Origin of the sequence: Chitinophaga sp. 180180018-3, assembly GCF_037893185.1 — a bacterium.
Classification (GTDB): Bacteria; Bacteroidota; Bacteroidia; order Chitinophagales; family Chitinophagaceae; genus Chitinophaga.
In genome coordinates, this window is sequence record NZ_CP140772.1 from 2791801 (window position 1) to 2815026 (window position 23226).

Below are 23226 nucleotides of genomic sequence, written 5' to 3' on the forward strand. Positions count from 1 at the left end.
CATCAATGTCTGTTACCGTAGCCGTTTAACTGGTAACAGCCGAAATCTTTTCCGGGAGGAGTGATCTCGGTAGCGCCGTACATAGGATCTACCGGTACATCTGCACGGGGCGAGAAACCGGTGAACCCTTTCCCGGCGCAGGGAGAAGTTGGCTTCAGCCGGAAATTATAGCTGCCTACAAATGAGATATCACGCAGGTTAAGCCCGGCAGGCATAGGGCAGGGACCATTCACAAATTGAGGATTGTTGGCGCCCAGTATCGCCTGACTGGCGGTGTAGGTAGCTCCCGGTGTCCAGTTCGGCGGCAGGAAAGACGCCGGTGCGGGGATATCAGTTGGCGGCGCTTTGCTGATACATACGCTGATCGCCAGGCTCGGATAAATGCTGTTGGCTACGGATAATGAATCGGCATAGGTGTAGTTATAACCATATCTTAAATTGGCGGTATCGGCAATGGGGTTTTGTACCACTCTCAAACCGAACTTACAATTCACTATCAGGTTGTTGTAGGCCATTCCGCCTGCGCCTTCCTCAAAATTAATAGAACCACCCCGGCCTGCGGACGATCTTCTGTAACCGCAGTTAACGATGGTGTTATTGTACATTCTCATGTTGCTGCTGGGCACTCCGGCAATGGCGCCTGCGTTCGACAGCTTAGGCCCGTTGGTAGCCATGCCTATGCAAAGGTTGTAGGCAAAATCGCCTCTTAAACCGGCTTTACCATTCATCGCCTCTCCGCCTGTATAACCGCATTTCTCGAAAGTATTCCGCATGATGGATACCTTCCCGCCCAGGATCCTCAAAGGATCGTCCACGCTTCCGTATATCCACGAATCTTCCATCACAAACACGCCGTTGGGATTCTGGAAAAACAGCGGATATGGGCTGGTATAGATCTGGCGGATACCGCTGGCCGCCGGAATCGCAGCGCCTCCGAATTCAATGCGGGTCCATTTTACGACCATCAACGGACAGGTAGGGCCGCCGATGATGCCCACCCAGCGGCCGCGAAGCGCGGGGTCGCTGTTGGGATCAGCACCATAGGTATCTGTTTTGGTAACACCCGGATAAGTAATCAGGTTAGGCTTTTCCTGTGTACCCAGCGAAATAAAAGTGCCTCTTACACCAATTCCGTAGTTGCCGGTAAAGTTAATCGTTACGCCTTCCTGGATGATCAGGGTGTCGTGTTCATTTACGAATATATCACCACATATTGTATAGGTTTTACCTGCCAGCATAGTGCCTTTTACCGCGTTGTTAAGCGGGTCGGACCCCAGGCATCCTTTGTCGCTTACCGGCGAAGCAACAGCCTTGGGCGCGATATACAGGTTTTTATTATCTGCTTTCTTATTGCATGCGGTGGCGCATACGAGTAGTATAAAAAGACCAATGATAGTAGAGATAGGTTGTTTCATGCTGCTGTTGTTTAGAGTTTGTATCTGAAACCGAATAAAAAGGAAGTTCTGAAGTAGTCTTTCTCAACAATGATCTTCTTGTTGGGATCCGACTGCTGGCTTAATGGCACATTGGTTTTTTGCAGGTAAGTATTGTAAGACTGATGCATGGCCGTTACTGTAGGTGCATTGGTCAGGTTGTTGATCTTTCCGTAACAGGTAAAGCCTTTATAGATCCTTTGTTCGAAGGAAAGATCCAGCTGGGTAGTGGGCTGTAACCAGTAATGCAGACCTGAATAGGTATTCAGTACTGCCAGTCTTTCTCCAGTATACACCGCGGCTATCTGCAGGTCCAGGCCGTTCCGGGTGTCTTTATACAACAACGACAAATTACCGATGTGATTCGCCTGCCCCTGCATAGGCCTGGTTTCAGAAATGTATTTATCGGTGATACCCAGTTGTGGATCCCGGTATTTATACAGCATGCTGTCGTTCGTAATGCTGGAATGTGTATAGGTATAGTTGGCAGATACGCCAAACGCGCCGATATACTTGATGAACACTGCTTCAAAACCATAGTTGGTAGCAGCCGTTCCGATATTAACCGGCTTGAATACCTGCGAATTGTAACCAAACTTTCTTACAGAAAGTTCGATAGGATTATCGATTCTTTTATAGAATACACCCAGTAACAATTGATCTGCTTTGCCCGGGAACAATTCATATCTCAGGTCGAAGTTATTGGCGGTGGAGTGTTCCAGCCCTTCCGGATTTCCCCTTTCTTTAAACAGCTCGTAGTTATCGGGGCCATCAGGGATCAGCTCTGAGAACTGAGGCCGCGCAATCGCCTTGTAGTACGAAAAGCGCAATGCCTGCTTGGGACGAAGCTGATATTTCAATTGTACACTCGGAAGGAAATCGGTATAGGAGATGGTACCATCTTTGTAATCAGCAGTAGCCGGCAGCTGGGTATTGTACTTTTGATCCGTATGCTCCATTCTCAGCCCACCCAGCGCTTCGAGTTGCCTGGCGAGCTGCCATTTGCCCTGCAGGTAAGCGGCCCAGATCGTTTCTCTGAACGTATAGTTGTTACCGTTAAGCTGCGCAGTAGCGTCGGAGCCGATGAAAGTAAACTTCGCTGCATCCACAGTGGTAAACAACTGGTTGGATCCCGAAACACGGAGCGGATTGAGCGTATAGTAGTTGTAGAAATTATCGCGCAATTTATTTCTCATCATGGCGCCGCCTTTAAACTCAAAGAACCTGTTCAGCACCTTGGTTTCTTTGGTATAGTTGGCGTAGAAAGCGAAGTCTTTGTCGCTGTTCTGCATCCAGCTGCGGTTCATGGCATTCAGTATGTCTTCGCCCGACAGCTGCACTTTTTCACCGGTTCTGTCAACACTCAACCCGCCATGTGAAAAAGAAGTCTGGTCGGGGATGGAGTTTTTTGCAATGGAATATACGGCCGACCAGTCGAATGCGCTGGTACCGGTTAATTGATGCTGCCCTTGCAGGGTGGCGTTGTAGATAGACTGGTATTGCCAGGTGGTTCTGTACGAATAAGAAAGCGTTTGGTTAATGGCGTTAGTAGTATCGATGGATTCCCTTACCTGCTTGTCGTCGAGGCGAACGTAGGTAGAAAATAACGAAATCTTGTTTCTTTTATTGAAGCGGTAATCTATTTTACCGGTCAGCCCCAGGCGCTGGGTTTGAGTAGAATATCTTCTTTCTCTCAGGTATTCAAACGCCGGAATATCGTCCACATTGGGAGTGGTAGAAGTGGTAAATACAGAAGTAGCCGTTCCTCTGTACTGGTTCTGATAACTGCCGGAAAGGATCACGCCCAGGTTTTTGTTTTTACCAAAGCGGTTACCTATGCTGATACCAGCTGTGGTATTAAGTGGTGATGATTTAGGCGTATAGTTAAGATGACCCAGCGGAAATTCTGATTCCTTCGCTGCGTACGCGGGACCATTGATCTGGTTGGGCGACCTTTTATTCATGCTGCCGGTAGAGAAAGACTGGAATTTCTGATCGGCGAAGATATTGTTATATCCCCCCGAAACGTTTACCTGCAGCAGCTTCGAGGCAGGAGCATCTTTCATGACAAGGTTGATGGTACCGCCAATGGCATCTCCTTCCATAGCAGGAGTGAGGCTTTTGCTGACCTCCAGTCTTTCCAGCAATTCGGAAGGGAAGAGATCCAGCGGAATAAACCGGCTTTTATTATCCGGGCTGGGAATTTTGATACCGTTGATGAGCGTGTTGATATATCTTTTGTCCATCCCGCGGATAATAGGATAGCGTCCATCCCCGGAGCTGCCTTTTTCAATCGTCACGCCGCTTACCCGTTGCAGGGCGTTGGCGACGGTAATATCGGGCAGCAGTTGCAGGGTTTTGGACGACAGGATATTCACCAGCTGATCGGCCTTTTGTTCAAGGCGGCGGGCGCCTGTTTCTTCATTTTTGGCACTACCTACCACGGTGATCCCGGAGAGGTCGCTGTGCAGCGGACTGGCAATCAGGTCAATCACTGCGGCATCGGTAGCAGAAGCGATGTGTACCGGTCCGGCTTTGGCTACAGAATAACCGATATAGGTGGCTACAAGCTCATAATCTCCCGGTTTCAGGTTTTTGAAATGAAATGAGCCATCCAGTTTCACAATGGCTTTGCTGGAGATTCCCTTTAATACAACCGTGGCGCCAACCAGTGGCTCGCCTGTGACAGCGTCGGTTACCCGTCCTTTAATCGATTGCGAATAGGCATGGAACGAAAGGGATAAGAGCAGCGCTGAAAAAAATAATCTGGTAATTTTTTTTGCAGAAGGCATACAGTAATTTTAGCTCCTGCAAAAATGTACAGTTATACCCGGAAGCCATAGTGAGAGAGCGGGATTTCACTATAACATAATTAATTCTTCATACTTCATTAACGTTTTCTCCAGAATCTTTTCAGAATTGAATTTATCCGTGGTTTTTGGGGAGATAGTATTTTCATTATTTATTTTAAGCAGCAGGCTCCTGCCCGCTGCTTAAGATATATTTGACCGTTAAGGATTCATAATCTTTATCAATTGTTTACTTACAATGTAAGTAGGAACATAAAGTGTATTGTCGGTAGATGAGGTAAGCGGTGCATCCCTGTCGATAGCGTAACTGAAAACACCGCCTTTTTTAGCTCCTGCAGGTTCCCACCGGGCATAGTCGTAGGCACGCCCTGTACCGTTTACAGGATAAGTAACATCGTACCATACGTTGCCGGGATAGCCGTTTTCCTCATAGAAGGAAAATCCCGGAACAAACTGCGATGATTTGATATAAGGAGAAAATGTATTCCAGGTTGATTGAAGCGTGGAAGCGCCCCGGCCATAGGCCTGCAGCCATACATAGTCGACCATGGTATATACTTTCCGGAAAAGACTGTTGCTGCCGCTTTGGTTGGTATCGAAGGTCAGCAGCCTGCCGGTGCCGGATTTGGGGCCGAGGAACTTAGATAACGCAGTGTACACCCCGGTCTTAGACGTTAAATCGGTACCGCTGGGATTACTTTCAATGTCGATATCGTAGCCGTCAAATCCATACCGGTTCACGATACTGTCCATAATCCTCTGGGCGGTTTGCGTGTATCCGGCCGTGTTGTTGGAGGCGCCTGGCGCAAGATCGAGGCTGCCGGTAACGATTACTTTGGTACCCTTGGCATGAAGGGCGTTGATCCAGCCCGGAACGCTGTCGGCAACAGGGGAGCTGGAGCTGAAGCAGAAAACGATCAGCACATCCAGGCTGTCCGGCACTTTCGAGAAGTTGGAACCATTCAGGCCCGGGCCGTAGCAGGGCCCCTGGAACCGGTAAAATCCGGCATAGATTTCATGCGCACTTTTCTTATACGCAATCAGACTGCTGTCGGTAACCAATGCCGATGTAGCAGTGGTTTTGCTGCCCGGTGAAGCGTTTTGCTTCACCGGATTCAGGTCAGTCATGTTTCTGCTGCAACTGGCCAGGGCTATACTGCCTGCCAATAATAACGCGGCTGCGGAAAGCTTTGGAATTGTCATATTTGTTCAGATTTGGTCTCTTCAGAAATGCCTGCTCAGGTCAACATTCACTGTTTCATTGCTATGGGTAACTCACTGTTCAGGTTAACATGTACTGTTCGTGTTATGGGTAACTCAACAGGGCTATGTCATTATTAAAAATACTATTTTAGTTTCAATTCTGATCATGAATCGTCATCGATGTTTTTTTATTTATCCGCTTCACTGTACCTTGCCACCTCATTGCAACGTGAACGCAACATCCTGCTGGATGCTTTACAAAGCAAAGCATTCCTGCAGACACTGACAGATATGTTTGAGCTGTTCAAAACGATCCCGCGCCTTTAATCATCCCGCGGGTTACGTTAGCAGGTTGCTTTAATAGCCCGCCATATCTGCTGAACAATATAGCCACTTTCCATCTCCTCGAGTTTGGGCGAACAGGCGAAACCGGTATCTGTTTCCATCAACACCAGGTGATCCGGTACGAGATGGTGAAACATATGCTCGATATCATCGTTCAGGATATAATAAACCTTGTGTCCGTTATAGAATTCGGGTTCTACCTCTAAGGTATATTGCTGGCCATTTATAGTGGCATTTACCTGTTGTAGCATAGTGATGTTTTTTCAAAAAATGCCACAAGTTTCATGCTGGGGTTTGGCGGCCTCTGTCGCGCCACCCGTCACCTGCTACACAGAACCTGGATTACATTTCCTACATTTGATGTTGTACAAAGATGGAAAACACTATATTTATATCACTACTTCAGACGTTTGCCAATATCAGATTTGATGGACTGTTTTTCATGCTGATAGGCCTGACCCAGCTGGTCTTTATTTACTTTTACATACTGGCGAAGCATAAACGTATCCGGCAACACGGCGTTGAAACCACCGGCACGGTGTCGGGGCATACTACTTCCGGGAATATCCGTTACCCGCTCGTAAAATTTCAAACGGCCGATGCCGCCTGGGTTACAGAAGAATACCAGTATGGCACCAATTTCTCCCGGTACAAACCAGACGAAAATGTTACGGTGATCTATAACCGGAATAACCCAAAGGAGTTTCTTATTAAATCCGATTATCTCCCGAAAATACTGACGGTGATATTTATCCTGCTTGCACTGTCTTTTTTCGCGATAGGGTTGTACACCACGATAAAATAATACCTTTAAATGGATAGCATATGAAATGCTGTATGATCGTAGTTTTTGCGTTTCAATGTCGCGTCCGCTATCAGAACCCGGGAGAAATATGCTTTACTGGTATACTTTCACCCAATCTACGATCATCTGCACCGGAAGGGTGGCGGGAGCTACTTTTCCTACCCAATCGCCCCCCAGCTGCTGATCTATCAGGATATAGAACGGCTGGTCGTACGGCCACTGGGAGGGGTCCACGCCTTCCACCCTGGGATAAGTGAAGGTATCCTGGCCATTGACCTGGAATACAATTTTATCGGGATACCAGCTAATGCCGAAGGTATTGAAATCTGTGGGATTCAGCTTTGCGGTACCGGAATGCGGCGGATTATTGGTTTGCTTCAGATTAAGCGTGTAATAGGAGTGCGTGGTCTGGTAGATGATGCTATCGTAATTCAGATGTTCCATGATATCTATTTCCCCGTTCCGCGGATACTCGCCGTATTTATTATGCTCGGCCAGCATCCACATGGCAGGCCAGGCTCCACGGGCACATTCAAGTTTGGCGCGTATTTCTATACGGCCGTACTGAAAGGCGAATTTGCCTTTACTCCAGATGCCACCCGTGATAAAAGGGCGCTTATCGACCGTCGTATCCGGGTTTATGATGCCCCGGAGATAGAGCAGGCCATTATCAAGACGATAGCAGGCATCGTTGCTGCTCATATGCGTATTCCACGCGGAAGTGCCGGGCGGAATGCGCGTCCATTTGGAAGTATCCAGGGAAGATCCGTTGAAATTATCTTCCCATACAAGCTTCCAGGGCTTATTGGCAGCCCCGTTTTTTTGAATGTACTGCTGATTTCTTTCACCAGTAAGGGATGGAGCCTTACAGCATGCAGTTAAAATGGCAATAGCGCATAGGTATGCAACCAGGTTTGTTTTCATCGTTCCGTAAAGAGGCTTTTGTTCAGGAGATATGGATGCGTAGGAAAGATAATGCAAAGAATTAAGAATATAGAATGTGGAATGAAGAATGAACACGAAGATTGTAGCGATTGATGATAGCTATCTTCGCACTCATTCTTCATTCCACATTCTATATTCTTAATTCTTTCTTAATCATCTTCTCCCTGATCATCACCATGCCGATGCCAGCGGCCATTGTCATGTCTGTATTCCTTCCAGTGGTCCCGGTCGTGGTCCCCGTCGCGGATCAGTACCTGCCGGCCGTACCAGCCTTTATATCTTCTGTATTTCCGGCGGTAGTAGTCGTCGTTCAGGTAAGGCCTTTCTGCATTGATCACTACTTTGTACCCGCGATACAGGTCGTAGTGATAGTAAGGTGGCAGTGCGCGGGCAGATACCCAGTCGTCTTCATCTTCATCAAAATAAACGAATTGTTGTTCCGGAATACAGTAGTAAACATCGATGTCGGGAAGATAATAATACTCGGCATAGTCGTAGCCAACAGGGCCCCACAGCGGCTGGCTGGAAAGATTGAAGTTTAAATTTACGCGAACCTGAGCATCTGCGGAGGGGGAGTAGTACATGCCTGCGGCCAACAGTAGAGCCATTAAGGCGATCTTTTTCATGGTGATATGGTTTATAAATCTTTCTGCTACCAAATTAGTGCCAGCTTGCGGAGATTAAATTCTCCTTAAAAGCGCAAGGGGAACATCTGAGGGCCTGAGAATGTGGCACACAAGTTGTCTAGGTGGGGTTATAATTAAAACCTACAATCATGAGAAATCAGATCGCACTAACGTTAGCTGCCCTGGCTACAGCTGTCACATTTTCATCTTGCTCAAAAAATGACTCAGGGAACAACAGTGGAAGTGCACGCATGACCGTTTACCTTACTGATGCTCCTTCTCCTTACGATGCTGTACTAGTGGATGTTCAGGATGTACAGGTAAATGCTTCGGCTGATGCCTCTGCCAGCACCGGCTGGCAATCGCTTCATCTGTTACGCCCCGGGGTGTACAACCTCCTTAATTTCCGGAACGGCCTCGATACGGTTATCGCATCCCAGGATCTGCCAGCCGGCAAGATCTCCCAGATACGTCTGGTATTGGGTAGCAATAACAGCGTAGTCATAGGAGGAACCTCTTATCCGCTGCAAACGCCATCTGCACAGCAATCAGGACTTAAACTGAATGTAGATGCCCAACTGGTTGCCGGCGTAGAATACCGCCTCTGGCTCGATTTCGATGCCAACCGCTCCGTGGTGGTAACAGGTAACAATAAGTATATACTCAAACCGGTGATCCGTACTTTTACACAGGCAAACGGCGGTTCTATCAAAGGAATGGTATTTCCTGCCGCGTCAGTGAAAGGCATCTTTGCCATCCAGGGTACCGATACTGTTGCTTCAGCACTTCCTGATGTAACTACCGGAGCTTTCCTGATGGCCGGACTTAACCCCGGAGCTTATAACGTTGCTATTGCCGGAAACGGAATACTGAAAGATACCGTGGTAGCCAATGTGAATGTAACTGTAGGACAGGCTTCCAGCATTGGCAGCATTACCCTGCACTAAGATTCAGCTACTTTTTTTGTTAAGCCTGCCCGAAAGGGTGGGCTTTTTTTTATCCTTCCTTTATCTGAAAACCGGCTGGTAAGCGTTCACAGATACCGCTTCACGATGCTGTTCCTGCGAACCAGCCAGGTGGCCATCCAGCTTAATGCCACCGCCGTCACCACCGTAATAGCAAATTTTACCGGTGCAGGAAGATCATAGTTCAACAGCAGGTACTGACACCAGATCACCGGGATATAGTGAACGAGATAAATGCCATAAGCATTGGCGGATAACGATTTCCAACCGGTATTGGTATTATTCAAAAGCTGCCTGAAGGTAGTCAGAGAGGCTATGCAGCTGAGTGTACACGACAGCGACCAAACAAACCGGTACAGGAGGCTGGCCTGGAAGTAACTTAACTGCCGGTGATCAATTAAACGATGTAACGGCCCCTCACTGCATTTCAGCAGGGTATACGTAACCAAAGCCGCAAATATCCAGGCTGGCCATAAACGTACGAAACGGGTGTTTTCTGCAAATATCCCATTGCCGGTACCCGGCACGCCAATCAGTATGCCCAGCAGAAAATAACCGAAGTACAAAGCCAGGCGGCTGATCTGAAAATCGAATGGCCCGATGCCTGTCCATTTGCCGGGATCTACCAGCAGTATTGCCGGTATGTACAGGATCAGGGTAAAGAGGTACCAGCTGAAAAATAGCCGCAGCGGCCGTTCCCGCAGGCCTGCGATGAATGTGGCAGGCGCCGTCAGGTATTTTCCTATCGCCGGGTAGCACAGCGCAAAAACAAGATTGAACAGGAACAGTACCCATATGAACCACGGTGGACCCACCGGCCAGGCTTCTACTGTGAAGTAATCAACTATATAATCTTTCAAATTATGTTGTCCATGCGCCAGGTAATATGCCGGATAGTATGCCAGTAACATGAGTAGCGTTACTCCAATGGCAAAAGGAATGAACAACCGGTAGAACCGGTCGCGGATAAACACGGCGACCCCTTTGCTACGGAGGGCAGGCGCTATAAAGAGGCCGCTGATCAGGAACATCAGCGACATGAAAAAGATATCGTTGAAATCTTCGAACAAATCCATACTCCTGCTTCTCACTGTATCCACAACAGGATGAGTGGAAGTGATATAGGCCTGTTTGTTAAAGTAAGCGAAGGTAGTATAGGCAAGCGAGGAATGATGCGCCACCACCAGTAAGGTGACAGACGACCGCAGATTATCTATCCAGTTTGTCCTGTCTTGTCTTTTTATCATGTTATACTATTTACACTGGCCGCTGCGCAGCGCAGGCAATGGTTTCACGTTAACTAAAATGCCGGCCGCTGGTTGTTATAGAAGAAAGCTGGCCGGCATGGTGCGTATTAAACTTACCATTTGTTGAGAGACGGAAAAAATTATGGATGCTTTGGTGCAAACTCCGACAGCTCACCTGGCAACCACGATGGATAGGCCGCTGCCGATTTCAGCGCTGTTGCTGATATGGGTATGCCCCATATTTTAAAGAAGTCGTCCAGGTTACGGCCGGTGGCTTTGCAGATCTCTGTAAACCAACGATCCCTTCTTTCGTCCTCCGTTTTAGGATAGCTGTCTGCCGGAAGTTTCCGGTAGCTGGCATATACCGTTTTCAGTGGTTCCCATCCGAAATTTTCAATCAGCTGAATATACATACACAGTGCTGAAAATGGATCCTTCCCGAATTTTTTGAGGTCGGGTTGGGCGGACAAATAAGTTTTGATCCGCTTGCGTACTGTGAGAGAATCGGATATGTCTTCATGATTATATAAGCCTTTGTGCAATACTTTATCGTACACGTACATCGTATACAGGTTGACGGTCACCTCGCCGGTTTCGCTGAATTCGATCGGCCAGAACTGGTGCCGGTGGCCCAGTTCATGGAAATGGCCCCAGGAGCCTTTTTTGCGCAGGTCTGTTTCATTCAGCAGGAGGGCGCAGCTTTCATCGTCGGGGGCAAATATTTTCTGAGGGGTGGTGCACATATATCCGGCGGGAGATGCGAGGTCGATGAGGATTCTTTCCGGATGTTTGCGTTGGTGCGGAATATGTGCCAGATCAGCGTCGGCATCCATCACCTGATCCCAGAAAGCCATCAGGGAGGCGGGTTGGTCGAGATGGCGGATCCGGGCGGAAGGAACCGTTAATATCAGCTTATCCGTTTCCAGTTCCGCCCAGGGAGCGCCTTCCTGCCGGAGGCGTTGCCATGCCTCGTTGCTGGTTCGACCGGCAACGAAGCGGGGCGCAGGAACAGCGCCGCGTACCCGTATTGTCAAAGATCCTGCGCCGGCAGTATCGGGTATGGCCAGATATAACAGGCCACCCCAGGGAGAGGTGATGGTGGTCACCGTGTCTGTGACATCGAAGCTTTTCGTGAGGCTGTATACCTGGCGAACAATTACATCCGACTGGTAGAACTCATCGTCGTGCAGGCCTATCTGCAATTTGCAATGCAAACCTGTATCTGCAGCAGGGATCTGCACTTTAACGGATTCGCCGGCTGCAATATACAGACCGGTGCTATGCGGCCGGTAATATAACGGTTCCGGTTCCGGTAGTCCGTCGCTACCGGTTCTTATGTTAACAGATACAGTAGTATCCACCCGTCGGGTGCCTTCTGCAACGGCGCCGGGGAAGTAAATGTAAGAGGAATCAACAGAATTGGGTTTGCCCACCGCTGATATTGATCTGTCCCATCTCAGCATTCCCATCAGGTAAGCGAGGTAAGCTTTCCAGTCGTTTTTATAGATAGGGTGCGTCAGTGTAGGTGTTGCCGGTTTGACGTTTGCCGTTATTCCCAGCGCCTTGTGCAACCGCATCATGCCGGTGCTGGAGTCGGCGTTAAATGTACCAGCCAGCATCAGGATGGTATGGGTGATGTACCCGGTTGTTTCATTATTGGCCAGAGAAGAATAGGTTCCCTGTTCGATGGTTTTCAGGATGTGATTGAAATCAATATAACCGGGTATAGTGGGTGATAGCGCAGGTATACTATTGTCGAGCGGATTATACACATGATAGATGCCTGCATTTAGCAGGTATGGATTTAAGGAAGATGTCCATTGCTGTTGGTTCGAAGCCGCGTTTGTTTTGCCCAGTGGCGACGCGAAGAACAAAGTGCCTCCATGTGTAAGGAAGGCGTCTATCCTGTTTGCCAGCCGCGGATCGGGAACTTCCTGGTTAAGGAACAGCAATTGAGTGCCCGGTAGCAGACTGTCGCGTACCTGATAAACGCCCGGCCTGCCTGCTTTGTGGAGTAATCGTTGCAGTGCCGGCATCTCTCCCAGTAATCCTGTTTTTCCTGATGATTGCAAAGACAACACATTTTTTATCAGTTTGTCTACGGCAGGATTGGCGAGCATAGCGGAATCCAGGTATTGTTCGGAGCTGATGAGAATGATACGGCCTTTGCCATCTCCATATTTACCTGATAGCATAACAGCTCCCGATACGTCCGGCATACCCGGGTAAGGGGCCACAGCGAGTATGGAAGTAGTGGGTTGTATGGCATAGCTGGCGCAAATATTGCCAGCGGCTGGTACAGGGAGTGCTCCCACACCTTTCAGTAACAACATGGAGTCGGATACCGGGGCCTGGCCCTTTGTAAAGGATGGCCATAGGAAAATTACAGGGAGCGCTGCAAACAGCAGCAGAGAAATGATTTTTTTCATGGTCCGGGTTAGATGGCTATAAATATAATGCTAATGTGTTGATAGGTAGATGGAAACTAGTGTCTCGACAATTTCACCAACACCGCAGGCATATCCCCGGGGCGCTTTGGATAGGAATCCAATAGAAATAATTTGGAAATCCAGGGGATATAACATAAACTTGTATTCGTCTAAAAGACAGACTGTTTGACTACAGCAACCCTATTTTCTTAAAAGATTAACAACCAATTTGTAGTAGTCGACGCTGATTCATGTTTACCCAGATTGACGTATAAATACCCATTGACCGGCTCTGATAATTTTCATTTTAAAGTATGCGAACCTTATTCATTTAACAACAATCCTTTTCGTTATAACCCAGTCATACCTTAACCCAAAAAAATATACCATGAAGATCAATCTCTATTTCAAATCAGTTGCATTACTAGGCATGCTTGCCTTTCTGTCTTGTAGTAAGGACAAACAATCTGGTCAGACAGCTATCCAAAACGATGGCCCGGTTACATTAAAGTCTGGTATTGTAGTAGAAAAAAAAGGAACTCAGTATTTCTGGGAACGCGACATTCTTCTCAGCAAGGAACAGTTCAACAACCTCGACAAATATGGTCAGCTATTGGCTAAGAAGCCTGACTATATTGGGCCCGAGAGAAACATGCATCCCGTTTACAATGTGCCCTTTGTGAACACCGCGCAGGGGCGAACCATTCCAAGAGCATTCAGTATTTATCCGACAGCCTATAATATGTGGGCAATGGTCAGGATAATATATGGATCCAATCTGACAACCCCGCAGAAACAAAAGGTTTATTCAGCATTACTCGAAATGCAGTCTAGCACCAACGTAAGATTTTATAATGCTACCTGCGAACCACTTATTGATCCTACTTATGGGTTTGCTTATCCGAACATTGAGTTCTGGTCAGTAGGTGCCGCGGATGTCAGTGATTCCCAGCTGGGCAGGCAGGGAGGTGTACAACGCATCAACCTGGCGGATTTCGCTTTCAGTGCGTGGGATAACAGCGTGATCATTCACGAAATCTGCCATGCGCTTGGGTTGAGACATGAACATACCCGCCTCGACAGAGATACCTATGTTACTTTGAATACCTCTAATCTTACTTCTTCAGGGTTGGCGCAATTCAGTATTCCGTCAACGAATTACTATCAGACAGGTGCTTACGATTATACTTCTGTTATGGGTTATTCTTCCTATACCACCAGCACTTCCATCGTAAATAATACCAGCCTGCCAATGTATACCAGGAAAGATGGTAGTTCTATCTATCAGGGTAGCTATCTTTCCAACAGCGACAGGTCATGGATCAATAACTTCTATATTCCATATATAGCCAGATCTGATGTGTATGCTGAATTAGCGCCTACTGTATATAAGGCAGATAATTCCATCATGACAGCTCAGGAAAGACTTAACTTACAGGCACAACTGAATAATGGTAATCCTACACCACCAGCTTGTTGTCAGTTAACCAACGATTTGGGTAAATTTACTTGTCCCTGAGTGAAGGATATAAGGAAGAAGCTTGTTTTTTAGCAAGCTTCTTCCTGATTTTACAGCATTTTGAAAATTAAATGATAAACAAATGAAGTACTGTTTCAATTTTTTATGTTCGGTGGCAGTTTTGATCCTGATACAATCCTGTGGTAAAAAAGACAAGGCAACAGATCCACAAATAGATCATTTTACATTTGGGGCGAAATTTAACTGGAAAGAGGACGTCATAAAAACGGATAAGGAAGGCAGCTGGGTGAAGATCAGCAATGGCAATATCTTTTCCTGGCTGGCGAAAGATGCTACCCTGAGGGGCAGCAATTTTGCGTTATATAGTGTCAGAACAAATCTGAAAGCTGATTTTGTATATACTATTCAACCGGATTCTGTTTTTGCGATCAAACAAGTAGCTGATAGTGTTTTTTTCCTGGATAAAAACGGTCTGCAAAGAACAGATATTAAAGGAAGAGTTACCTTTTCTCCTGATACGTCTTTGATCCTGGTTAACGCTGGTGTATCTCCGGAGATTATGATAAAATACAGGCTGGAAAAATAGGAGGCCCGCCATTTTTAAATAATCGTTGCATTGTCAGAGTTGAATGACAGCTCCGAGGCGGATCCCGTACGAAGTATTCCCGGAGCCATTAAACTGAGTGGATGATTGCATACCATTTTTCAGGTAGGCAACGTCGGTTCCTTTGGATATATGCATGTTTTCTAGCATTCCGGCAAGTAAAAATGAAAGGGTGGTATTAGCAGTATACATGAGTTTCAGGTCGTAGTCCATGCCATGTCCTTTGGCGGTGTGTGCAAAACTGAGCGGATGCATGAATATATCAATCAGATTCCAATTTGCCTCACCGCTGTAAGAAAGTATCGAATAGGCAGCACTGGCGCCAACTGATATGTTACGGTTGATCATATAATTGCCTGTCGCCGAAAGCCCTGGTCCCCGCCATCTTGCTGCATAACTGCTTTGTAAGTCCGTTAATTCCGGACTAAGCAACACAAAGTGTTGTCTGGTATTTTTGTAAAATACCCCGGCTCCCAAATTGAAATTCGCCCTTTGGAGAAATATAAACCGGGCATCGGCCATGAATATATCCAGATAGCCCTTGTTGCTTGAAAAGGGCTGCTGGAAGGTGGGATTAGCGCGATTATCGTCTTTATAGTCCGTATCCGTTCCCTTACCATCTGTTACGCCGTTCCGTTGATAATAAAGCCCCAGGTGTAGTTGTTTTACAGGTGCGTAATATCCGCACACCCAGGCGCCCGCAGACGTGATCTGCCGGAAGCGTAGTTCCGATAAAATATTGGGCGCCTGCCCCTGTATATTACCGGCTATAGACCAGTTGAAGTTATTTATATTTACGATACCGCCGCCCGACAACGAAAATTTGCCGGATTGTGCGTGTACCGGTAATTGACAACATAGGGAGATAAGAACGAGAGGAAGCGCTAACCTGAGTAACAATGGGTGTTTGAAGATATTCATCTTATAGGGATTTTATAATAGGAGGCGTTAACGTTTAATAGTTATAAACAGGCTAAATATTGCTACTGTTAATTTACCATTTTTTTGCAATTCTTCCGGTGGTAATTTATTTAAAAACAGCGTTATTGGTCAGCATTTTCAGTTTATCTGCGATGACCGGCAGGTGTGAAGTTACATTTTTATGGCTCTGATCATTTCCCGTTTTCCTGGTGCTCCTGGCAGACTTTCAACGGTAAAACCAATACTTTTCAGGTCGCGTTTTATCTGTCCCTTTGCAGAATAGGTTACCAGTACCGCGCTGGTTTGCATGAAGCCGTATAGTTTTTCAAATATTGCCCGGGTCCAGAGGTGTGGTTGGGCGGCGGGGGAGAAGGCATCGTAATAAACAAGGTTGAAAGTGGCGTTGGTATTGAAATCCCGGACGTCGGTCTGGTGCCTGGTAAATGAGAAACCCGGATTGATCCGGAATGCAGTGGCATTGTCCGACGTATGTAAAAGGCGGAAGGCGGGCGTTAGTTCCGGAGCGCCGATGTACTGCGGATACTGTAGCGCCAGTGCCATGCCGGCTGCCAGCGGGTATAATTCCAGCGCAATATATTGTAGGGAAAGATCATGCTGCAGACCGTATTGCAAGGAGAGCAGGGCATTGAGACCTGTGCCCAGTCCTACTTCCAGTACCACGATTTGCTTCCTTAATTTAGCGGCAAAATCGAGCCCTGATTGGATGAAAACATGGCGGGATTCTGTGACAGCGCCTTTGGCGGAGTGATAGTGTTCTCCGATGGCTTCGTTGAATATGGTATAAGATCCGTCGGCTGTAAGGATACGTTGCATGGATAATTTTTTATCGGCTGCCGGCTTCGAATTTAAATATAAATCAGCAACGGGAGATCGGGAAAAGGTGTTTTTCTGCGGCTGTGTCACATCAATAAAACACTACAATTGGTCAAGTTAGCTGTGGCCCGGGAGAGGAGGGGTGCGGATCTTTACACCGATTTTTAAACGTCGCTGATCCGGTATGTTATTTTTCGTATAACCGTTGGCGTAACAACCGTTGCATAAAATTCCACCGTGGCCGGGGCTGTCTGCAGTCCCGGTTTTTTTATGTGTGGTATACGATGTGGCTGCGGCCGGCAGCTGGGAATACCACGTATTATTTGTAAATTGGGAACGACTGTTCTGGTCAGATGGAAAGTCGTAGCCTGTGTGTTGCACCATACAATTGCAGCCTGTGATACAGTGTGAATGCGCAACTTGTCATTGATACCAGAGAAGAGACCAGGTGTTCGTTGGAGTTTAGTCAACTATTCCCTACAAATATGTCAAAAAAAATCTTGCTCAGGATTGCCGCTATCGTTGTTTTCATTCATTTGCTCGGACATACGATCGGGCATCTCGTTTGGGATAAGCCGAAGGACCCTAAAATGAATGAAGTAGTGATGGCCATGAAAGGCTACAGTGCTAATTTTATGGGCGCAGTGAGGAGTATGGCTGACTATTACAATGGCTACAGTGTCATTATGTTTGGTGTATATGTGATGACGATCGTGATATTGTGGATACTTTCCGGTGCACCCCGGGAGTATGAAAAACTTGTTAACCGGTTGGTGTTGCCCATTGGCGTGGTTTACATGTTCTTTGCAGGTACTGAATTCATTTTCTTTTTCCCGTTTGCGGCTACCATTAGTTGCCTTGCCGGATTGTTGATGTTGCTGTCGGTCAGAGCGGCTGTAAAGTGACCATATAGCAAGGGGCTCATCATATTCCCCCGCCGGGGCAGGGGAATACTTCGGCTTTCAGTTACCTTTTATTGTTTGTTGCCGGTGTAGGTAACTACGCTCACCGGGGGGATTACCACTTCTACAGTATTATTCTGTGTTACAGTACCGGGTGTGCCGGCGCTCCAGTGGCTTGCAGTGCTGCTGGTTGTTTGCCAGGCATTTACGCCGGTGGTAGCAAAACCTGTCAGCTGGAGGCTGCATTTTACGGTATCGGCTCCTGAATTAATGGCCACCACGCTGAATGCGCCGGAAAGAGGATCTTTAAAAGCAGCTACTTTCAGGGAGTTATTATTTTGTACAGCAGCATCGAAACGTTGGTAGCCGGGTTTAACATAGCGGGAGAACTGCCCCATTACGTCATATGTTTTTGGAAATTCCAGTGAGCCGTCGGCATTCGTGCAGATCAGTGCTTCGTTATTCCTGATAGCGAGCATGCCCAGCCAGTATACGTATGCGTTAGCGTTACATTCAGCCAGTAGCTTATACATATTGGTGGCCAGTTTCAGGCCACCGGTCATGGTATTGTCGTACTGACCGCTATCATCGGAGGCTTCTGTTACCCATACCGGTTTGTTGCCGGTGCTGAAGGTCCAGGGAGTGGGGTTTTGATTCAGACCTTTGTTGCCGGCGATGATATCGGTTATTTCTACATAGCCATGCCCGGCCAGGATATCTACATTACTTTTATCCATGCCAGACAGGAAGCTGTTGGCAGTTCCCCAGGCGGCATTTTCGGAGGCAATTATTTTGGTAGATGAAAGACCTGCATTATTCAGGGCAGGGCGGAGATTGTTGGTAATAAATTCTCCCAGATGGGCGGAAGTCCAGTAGGAGGCATCCCAGGTAGAGAAGATATTTTCCGGTTCATTGGCGGGGGAGATGGCGAAGAAATTGATTCCTTCCGCATTGTAGGCTTTGGCGAAGCCAGCCAGGTATTTGGCATAGTCGGTAGAGCAGCAGGTGTAGTTGAGTCCGTTCCACCATTGGGCGTCTATCCGGGGCGATGTTTTCATATACAGGGGAGGAGTCCACGCGCTGGCGATCATCACTGGCACCTGGTAGCGTTCTTTGATCTTTTTCAGGATCCATACCTGCCCCAGTTGTTCCTTTTGGTCGTCTGTCAGCTGAGTGTACTGGCTGCTGGCCACATCTACATCCGTGCTTACGCCGGCAGGTTTGATGGTAACGATGCCTGTTGTTTTATCGAACGGATAGGTGTGTAGTACTTTACCGCGTACTATGTTCAGCTGCAGGTTGTTGATGCCGAAGAGATAGTCCATAATGGAGTCTCTTTTAGCGGATTCGAAGAACGGGGTAATACGGCCGCCAAATGCCCCGAAACCGTCTATACGCTGGTAGGTCTTGGTCCAGTCCAGCGTTACTACGGTATTGACCGTAGACGCAAGTGCCGCCGTGGCTTTTGCGTTGAGCGACTGATTGTTCAGTTTTTGCAGGTCGGGTTGGAAGTTTTTCTGGCAGCTGGTATGCAGCAGTGCAGCTGTTGCAAGCAGGCCAATGGGTTTAAGCGTTTTGATTTTCATTGTCTCGGATTTAGTAAATGATGAAATAAGCAGTGACTATCATTTTGTTTATAGGTATTCACAGGTTACTACAAGCTTGCAAAGCCCTGGGCGTTGCAAGGGGCTGGGTGTACTTCACAGGATTATATTGTACAGATCTGCTTTTGGGCAAATTCGCTATGGGCGCTCATCACTTGCTGTACAAACCAGGTAACAAACAACTGGCGTATCAAAGGTTCACTGTTACAGCTGGTAATAAATAGTGGGGACGGACGACGATTATTCCCAAAAAAAGGTAAAATATTTTTCAGGATTTTGGGGAGACGGGAGGGAGGGGTAATAAGGTAGTGTGCGGAATCCTCTATATAGTATCGGGTCAGGTTGAATTCCTGGGGAATATAGAAACAGTTCTCCTGGTATGGATGAAGAACAATCGCTTACATCCATACAAGCCAGTGCGGCAGCATGAAGGCGTGATAGGAGAAAGCAGGAGGATTAATGGGAGAATGATGCAGGTAAGGTGGAGTTGATCTGAAGATGGATGGATGATGTGGTGGATGATAGTTTTACTTGGGTATAATAGTGCAGGGCAAAAATGCAGTGAGGTATCGGGTATTTCTAAGCAACAATCAGGCATATACCTGTAAAAAAGGCCGGTATTCATACATCCGGACATAGGTATCCATGAACCAATTGCCTGGAAATAATATAAGAACAGCTGATAACAATCTCCGGTCAGGAAAAAGCTATACCTGTTCATTCCCGTTGTAAGGCTAATGAAGGGTAGCCAATAGCAGAACCCTTAAGTAGCAGCACGTCCTGGTACAATGGCCACCGTTTCGATAGTGGCTTGCTGTGTTTTTTACCGGCTTGTAGGACTGGAGATGCAGCTGTAGTTACAGCGATCACCTCTGCAGTCATGTATTTGTTGTTGTCGGTAACCAGGCTCCCCTGGAAAGCGCGTACCTGTAATACGACGATCCCTGTTCCTTTTCCCGGAACGGTCATGTTCAGTTCCATGCCTTCGAACGGTTTACTGAGGTCAATCATCTTTGTGATGGAGACTGCGGGGGTAACCCGCCGGTGGGCAAAATGAGCCCGCACAGTGATGGCTTTTATCTCAAAATGGGTGAATCCGGACAATCGTGATAATTCCTGTGCAGGAATCCGCAGTATGCCATCGGGTGTGAATATGGGGGAGTGAGAGAAAAATTTTTCCAGGCCGGTGTGCCGGTTGAACCGGTATCCTTTTATGCCCTGTACGCCGGATTGTATCAGCACTTTGTTCAGCCGGTTTACGAAAGCGTCGTCGCAACGAAGATCCAGGTGGGGGGCGAATGCTTTACGTATGAGGCTACCTTTACGGCTGGCAATACCAAAATTGCGGGCAGCCTGCCGGGTGGCTGTTGTTTGTTTTACCCGGGCAGGCATACTACGCAGGAAGTGAACTCCATTGCGTTCGTAGCCAATTACGTTATCCAGTTTGCCGGTAAAGAGGAATGGGCCTGTTTGTGTTGCCATGTTACTTACGTTTTTCTTAAAGTTATGCCAACCGGGGGATCAGCTCCCGAGACTTCTTTAGCAATTATCAAATGTGTCTGGCCTGGGTGTTAGCGTATATTCAACGGGAGGTACCCCGGAAGAGGGAATCGTTCAGTACTGCTTACACGGGTATTAGAAGGTTTCGAAAAGTAGGATGGCAGACTAGCAACCGGGCTTTGGTTCTCCAGTTTACCCGGCTGCTTTTAATACCACACTTCCCCCGGGTTTGCAGTCGAACGTGGCAAACATAGCGTTCTTATCTTTCAATACAACATGGTCAGCAGCAGCAATAACCCACTTCTCAAACGGCAACCGGAGCTTCAACGTACCGCCTTTTTCCGCCACAATCCTCACTTCCTGTATATCTCCTTTCTCTTTCTTCGCACTTACAAGAAATGCCCCTTCTGCACGCAGGTTGGTGAACGATACGTCTTTCCATTTCTCCGGCAACGCCGGCATAATATCTACGAACCCTGCATAGCTCTGTAAAAGCATTTCCTGCAATCCGGCTGCGAAAGCAAAGTTTCCCTCCAGTGTAAATGGCCGGTACGTGAACTTTGAATATCCCGATTTAGTCTGATCCCCATTCAAATGAAAACTGTTAGGCGAACAGAATGCGGTGGCAAATATTTCAAGGGCCTTTGCCGCACCATTGCCATCTTTAGCCCGCGCCTTTAATGCGCTCAGCCAGGAATAGGAATAGCCACACCAGTAATCCGGGCCGAGACTGTCGAGCTGATGAAGCGAACGACGGATGATCTCCTGTGAAGCAGGGCCATCTTCCCATTTAATAAGTCCCAGCGGATAAATCGACATCAGGTGCGAGAAGTGCCGGTGCGAGGCCGTGAAAGCCTGTGTGGGGGCTACCATGAGCTCATTGTTTCCAGAAAGCGACAATGCCGGAAATTCCCTGCCGGTAGCATCCCATCTTTCCTGATCTGTGTGCAGGCCCAGTTCGCCGGCCATCTCCGACGCAGTCTTGAATACATATTTTATCAGCGACAGATCGAAATTGGTAGTCTGCAAAAACCAGGCGTGGATACTGTTGTCATTTATCTCCGGACTGGAACTGATAGGCAGTTTGCGTATGCCATTGGCGTCTTTTTGTGTAATGGCTTCCAGGAATAGGGCTACACTTTTTACCCAGGGATAAGCCTTTTCCTGCAGGAATTTTTTATCCATGCTGTAACGCCACTGCCAATAGTAATGCTGGGATAACCAGGAAGATATGGATGGGGAACAGGAGTATTGTATCCACCCGCCCATCTCAGTGCCATCCAGTGTGGTAACACCGGGCACCGCAAGCCCGTCTTTACCGAAATAAAGACGTGTATAACGCAGGTAGCTGGCCTTGTTGCCTTCCAGGTGATCGATGTACGACATGGCCTCTTCCAGGTGATTGGCGCTGTACGACGGCCAGTAGCTCAGTTGTGTGTTCAGATCGTGATGGTAGTCGCCTTTCCAGGGTGGAAGCCGGCCATTGTCGGCCGTCCACACAGACTGTAATGAAATAGGCGGAGCACCCCTGCGGGATGCGCTGCCAAATTTATATTGCTCCAGGTACCATTGCTTCTCTATAACGGTATCGGGTACACGAATAGCTGACTTGCTCCAGAAAGATTTCCACCAGTTACTGTGAGTGCTGAAATCGGCTGCATAGCCCAGACGCGATGCCTGCGCGATGGCCTTGCCTGCTGCTGCCTGTTGATTACCGGAAGAAATGCTCCATACACCTTCTACCGCATCGCCTGTTTTTTTCCAGCTGACATCGATCGTATATTCAAATCCATCCCATCCTTTCTGATGATAAACGATGCTATTGCCCGTATGTGTGAGCGTACCCTTTGGATATCCCAATCTTGCTACATCATCACCATTTACGGAACCACCTTCCTTATCCGCTTTAGCCGCATACCGCGGCATGATCATCTCCGGAGAAAAATCGCCGCTGAGATGCGTTATCCGGAACCAGCCCACCGGTTTGGTGGCATGAACAAATGTTTGCAGTATGGTACCGTTGCTCCATTTTACTTCGCATAAAGCATTGTTCAGGTATAGATGAGCAGCTACTGCTGTACCCCAGCTACGGGAGTCTATTTCCAGTGCACCTGCCGGTATCTTCGAGGGCGCCGCCTGTGCTTCATATGGTTCATCGAAATATTGCTGCACGATGTTGTAATCGTTTTTCAGCACCTGTTCGTATACCCATTGATAGCTGAATTCCTTGCGATGAAGCCCTTTCATAGGACGCTGATCCCACAGATCGGCCCTGTCGAGCGAGAAGTGGAGCTTCCCGTCTTTTTGCCACACCAATGCACCAATAGTGGCATTTCCCAGCGGAATGCCTTCATCCCAGCGTCCCGGCAGTTTGGAAAAATCGAGGTCGTGCCGGTGCAGGGGCTGTGCCGATAACCGGTAGATACAGCAGAACAGGCAAAAAATGGCCAGTATTTTTTTCATTGAACAATTCTTTTAGATGGTGTTAGCAGCCGTGTGAAGATAAATATAGGGAACAAACGCCGGCCGTACTAATGCTGCTTTATCCATTTATGCGGCAATTTTTGCCGAAA

The 23226-nt window shown here is 47.7% G+C and carries 19 protein-coding genes; 6 read left to right on the forward strand and 13 right to left on the reverse strand.

The annotated features are described in order from the left end of the window. Positions 1-2: 2 nt before the first annotated feature. From UNH61_RS10950 to UNH61_RS10960, 3 genes are all read right to left on the reverse strand, one after another. Complete coding sequence (locus UNH61_RS10950; RefSeq protein ID WP_326992148.1) at positions 3-1415, reverse strand: hypothetical protein; 1413 nt, start codon at positions 1413-1415, stop codon at positions 3-5. Positions 1416-1426: 11 nt separating this feature from the next. After that, complete coding sequence (locus tag UNH61_RS10955; protein WP_326992149.1) at positions 1427-4225, reverse strand: TonB-dependent receptor; 2799 nt, start codon at positions 4223-4225, stop codon at positions 1427-1429. A gap of 219 nt (positions 4226-4444) precedes the next feature. Next, positions 4445-5446, reverse strand: coding sequence for a hypothetical protein (locus UNH61_RS10960; RefSeq protein ID WP_326992150.1), 1002 nt, complete (start codon positions 5444-5446; stop codon positions 4445-4447). Between the two features lie 180 nt (positions 5447-5626). Between UNH61_RS10960 and UNH61_RS10965 the strand changes: the two genes are divergently transcribed. Then, the gene (locus UNH61_RS10965; RefSeq protein WP_326992151.1) at positions 5627-5773 is read left to right on the forward strand and encodes a hypothetical protein; all 147 of its coding nucleotides are present in this window, start codon (positions 5627-5629) and stop codon (positions 5771-5773) included. 17 nt (positions 5774-5790) lie between these two features. Here the strand turns inward: UNH61_RS10965 and UNH61_RS10970 are convergent, their stop codons facing one another. After that, positions 5791-6042 (reverse strand): hypothetical protein, encoded by a 252-nt coding sequence (locus tag UNH61_RS10970; RefSeq protein WP_326992152.1) that lies wholly within the window; start codon positions 6040-6042, stop codon positions 5791-5793. Positions 6043-6164: 122 nt separating this feature from the next. Here UNH61_RS10970 and UNH61_RS10975 point away from each other — a divergent pair, with 122 nt between their 5' ends. Further along, complete coding sequence (locus UNH61_RS10975) at positions 6165-6596, forward strand: DUF3592 domain-containing protein (protein WP_326992153.1); 432 nt, start codon at positions 6165-6167, stop codon at positions 6594-6596. A gap of 93 nt (positions 6597-6689) precedes the next feature. On the opposite strand, the gene UNH61_RS10980 is transcribed toward UNH61_RS10975, so the two are convergent. Further along, positions 6690-7520, reverse strand: coding sequence for a glycoside hydrolase family 16 protein (locus tag UNH61_RS10980; RefSeq protein WP_326992154.1), 831 nt, complete (start codon positions 7518-7520; stop codon positions 6690-6692). A gap of 170 nt (positions 7521-7690) precedes the next feature. Beyond that, positions 7691-8167, reverse strand: coding sequence for a hypothetical protein (locus tag UNH61_RS10985; RefSeq protein ID WP_326992155.1), 477 nt, complete (start codon positions 8165-8167; stop codon positions 7691-7693). A gap of 149 nt (positions 8168-8316) precedes the next feature. On the opposite strand from UNH61_RS10985, the gene UNH61_RS10990 reads away from it, so the two are divergent. Next, positions 8317-9114 carry a DUF4382 domain-containing protein gene (locus UNH61_RS10990; protein ID WP_326992156.1) on the forward strand — a complete coding sequence of 266 codons (798 nt, stop codon included), beginning with the start codon at positions 8317-8319 and terminating at the stop codon, positions 9112-9114. An 86-nt stretch (positions 9115-9200) separates the two neighbouring features. On the opposite strand, the gene UNH61_RS10995 is transcribed toward UNH61_RS10990, so the two are convergent. After that, positions 9201-10379, reverse strand: coding sequence for an acyltransferase (locus tag UNH61_RS10995; RefSeq protein WP_326992157.1), 1179 nt, complete (start codon positions 10377-10379; stop codon positions 9201-9203). 140 nt (positions 10380-10519) lie between these two features. Further along, positions 10520-12808 carry a M60 family metallopeptidase gene (locus UNH61_RS11000; RefSeq protein ID WP_326992158.1) on the reverse strand — a complete coding sequence of 763 codons (2289 nt, stop codon included), beginning with the start codon at positions 12806-12808 and terminating at the stop codon, positions 10520-10522. A gap of 388 nt (positions 12809-13196) precedes the next feature. On the opposite strand from UNH61_RS11000, the gene UNH61_RS11005 reads away from it, so the two are divergent. Both UNH61_RS11005 and UNH61_RS11010 read left to right on the forward strand, forming a co-directional pair. Continuing rightward, the gene (locus tag UNH61_RS11005; protein WP_326992159.1) at positions 13197-14327 is read left to right on the forward strand and encodes a M12 family metallopeptidase; all 1131 of its coding nucleotides are present in this window, start codon (positions 13197-13199) and stop codon (positions 14325-14327) included. A gap of 112 nt (positions 14328-14439) precedes the next feature. Next, complete coding sequence (locus tag UNH61_RS11010; protein ID WP_326992160.1) at positions 14440-14874, forward strand: hypothetical protein; 435 nt, start codon at positions 14440-14442, stop codon at positions 14872-14874. A gap of 33 nt (positions 14875-14907) precedes the next feature. Here UNH61_RS11010 and UNH61_RS11015 read toward each other — a convergent pair whose 3' ends face one another. Both UNH61_RS11015 and mnmD read right to left on the reverse strand, forming a co-directional pair. Then, the gene (locus UNH61_RS11015; RefSeq protein ID WP_326992161.1) at positions 14908-15813 is read right to left on the reverse strand and encodes a hypothetical protein; all 906 of its coding nucleotides are present in this window, start codon (positions 15811-15813) and stop codon (positions 14908-14910) included. 171 nt (positions 15814-15984) lie between these two features. Then, a complete protein-coding gene (gene mnmD, locus UNH61_RS11020) occupies positions 15985-16647 on the reverse strand; it encodes a tRNA (5-methylaminomethyl-2-thiouridine)(34)-methyltransferase MnmD (protein ID WP_326992162.1) in 663 nt (220 codons plus the stop codon). A 485-nt stretch (positions 16648-17132) separates the two neighbouring features. On the opposite strand from mnmD, the gene UNH61_RS11025 reads away from it, so the two are divergent. Continuing rightward, on the forward strand, positions 17133-17552 hold the full coding sequence (locus UNH61_RS11025) for a hypothetical protein (protein ID WP_326992163.1): 420 nt from the start codon (positions 17133-17135) through the stop codon (positions 17550-17552). A 68-nt stretch (positions 17553-17620) separates the two neighbouring features. On the opposite strand, the gene UNH61_RS11030 is transcribed toward UNH61_RS11025, so the two are convergent. The 3 genes from UNH61_RS11030 to UNH61_RS11040 form a co-directional block, all read right to left on the reverse strand. Beyond that, positions 17621-19135: a glycoside hydrolase gene (locus UNH61_RS11030; protein WP_326992164.1), complete on the reverse strand. Its 1515-nt coding sequence runs from the start codon at positions 19133-19135 to the stop codon at positions 17621-17623. 735 nt (positions 19136-19870) lie between these two features. Further along, positions 19871-20635 carry a hypothetical protein gene (locus tag UNH61_RS11035; RefSeq protein ID WP_326992165.1) on the reverse strand — a complete coding sequence of 255 codons (765 nt, stop codon included), beginning with the start codon at positions 20633-20635 and terminating at the stop codon, positions 19871-19873. Between the two features lie 210 nt (positions 20636-20845). Continuing rightward, a complete protein-coding gene (locus UNH61_RS11040; RefSeq protein WP_326992166.1) occupies positions 20846-23116 on the reverse strand; it encodes a glycoside hydrolase family 95-like protein in 2271 nt (756 codons plus the stop codon). Positions 23117-23226 lie beyond the last annotated feature (110 nt).

Coding starts and splice junctions, on each gene's coding strand:
- UNH61_RS10975 (WP_326992153.1), top strand. CDS start 6,165: ATGGAAAACACTATATTTATATCACTACTTCAGACGTTTGCCAATATC.
- UNH61_RS11025 (WP_326992163.1), top strand. CDS start 17,133: ATGTCAAAAAAAATCTTGCTCAGGATTGCCGCTATCGTTGTTTTCATT.
- UNH61_RS10970 (WP_326992152.1), bottom strand. CDS start 6,042: ATGCTACAACAGGTAAATGCCACTATAAATGGCCAGCAATATACCTTA.
- UNH61_RS10950 (WP_326992148.1), bottom strand. CDS start 1,415: ATGAAACAACCTATCTCTACTATCATTGGTCTTTTTATACTACTCGTA.
- UNH61_RS10980 (WP_326992154.1), bottom strand. CDS start 7,520: ATGAAAACAAACCTGGTTGCATACCTATGCGCTATTGCCATTTTAACT.
- UNH61_RS11015 (WP_326992161.1), bottom strand. CDS start 15,813: ATGAATATCTTCAAACACCCATTGTTACTCAGGTTAGCGCTTCCTCTC.
- mnmD (WP_326992162.1), bottom strand. CDS start 16,647: ATGCAACGTATCCTTACAGCCGACGGATCTTATACCATATTCAACGAA.
- UNH61_RS11030 (WP_326992164.1), bottom strand. CDS start 19,135: ATGAAAATCAAAACGCTTAAACCCATTGGCCTGCTTGCAACAGCTGCA.
- UNH61_RS10955 (WP_326992149.1), bottom strand. CDS start 4,225: ATGCCTTCTGCAAAAAAAATTACCAGATTATTTTTTTCAGCGCTGCTC.
- UNH61_RS11035 (WP_326992165.1), bottom strand. CDS start 20,635: ATGGCAACACAAACAGGCCCATTCCTCTTTACCGGCAAACTGGATAAC.
- UNH61_RS11040 (WP_326992166.1), bottom strand. CDS start 23,116: ATGAAAAAAATACTGGCCATTTTTTGCCTGTTCTGCTGTATCTACCGG.
- UNH61_RS10960 (WP_326992150.1), bottom strand. CDS start 5,446: ATGACAATTCCAAAGCTTTCCGCAGCCGCGTTATTATTGGCAGGCAGT.
- UNH61_RS10965 (WP_326992151.1), top strand. CDS start 5,627: ATGTTTTTTTATTTATCCGCTTCACTGTACCTTGCCACCTCATTGCAA.
- UNH61_RS10990 (WP_326992156.1), top strand. CDS start 8,317: ATGAGAAATCAGATCGCACTAACGTTAGCTGCCCTGGCTACAGCTGTC.
- UNH61_RS10995 (WP_326992157.1), bottom strand. CDS start 10,379: ATGATAAAAAGACAAGACAGGACAAACTGGATAGATAATCTGCGGTCG.
- UNH61_RS10985 (WP_326992155.1), bottom strand. CDS start 8,167: ATGAAAAAGATCGCCTTAATGGCTCTACTGTTGGCCGCAGGCATGTAC.
- UNH61_RS11000 (WP_326992158.1), bottom strand. CDS start 12,808: ATGAAAAAAATCATTTCTCTGCTGCTGTTTGCAGCGCTCCCTGTAATT.
- UNH61_RS11005 (WP_326992159.1), top strand. CDS start 13,197: ATGAAGATCAATCTCTATTTCAAATCAGTTGCATTACTAGGCATGCTT.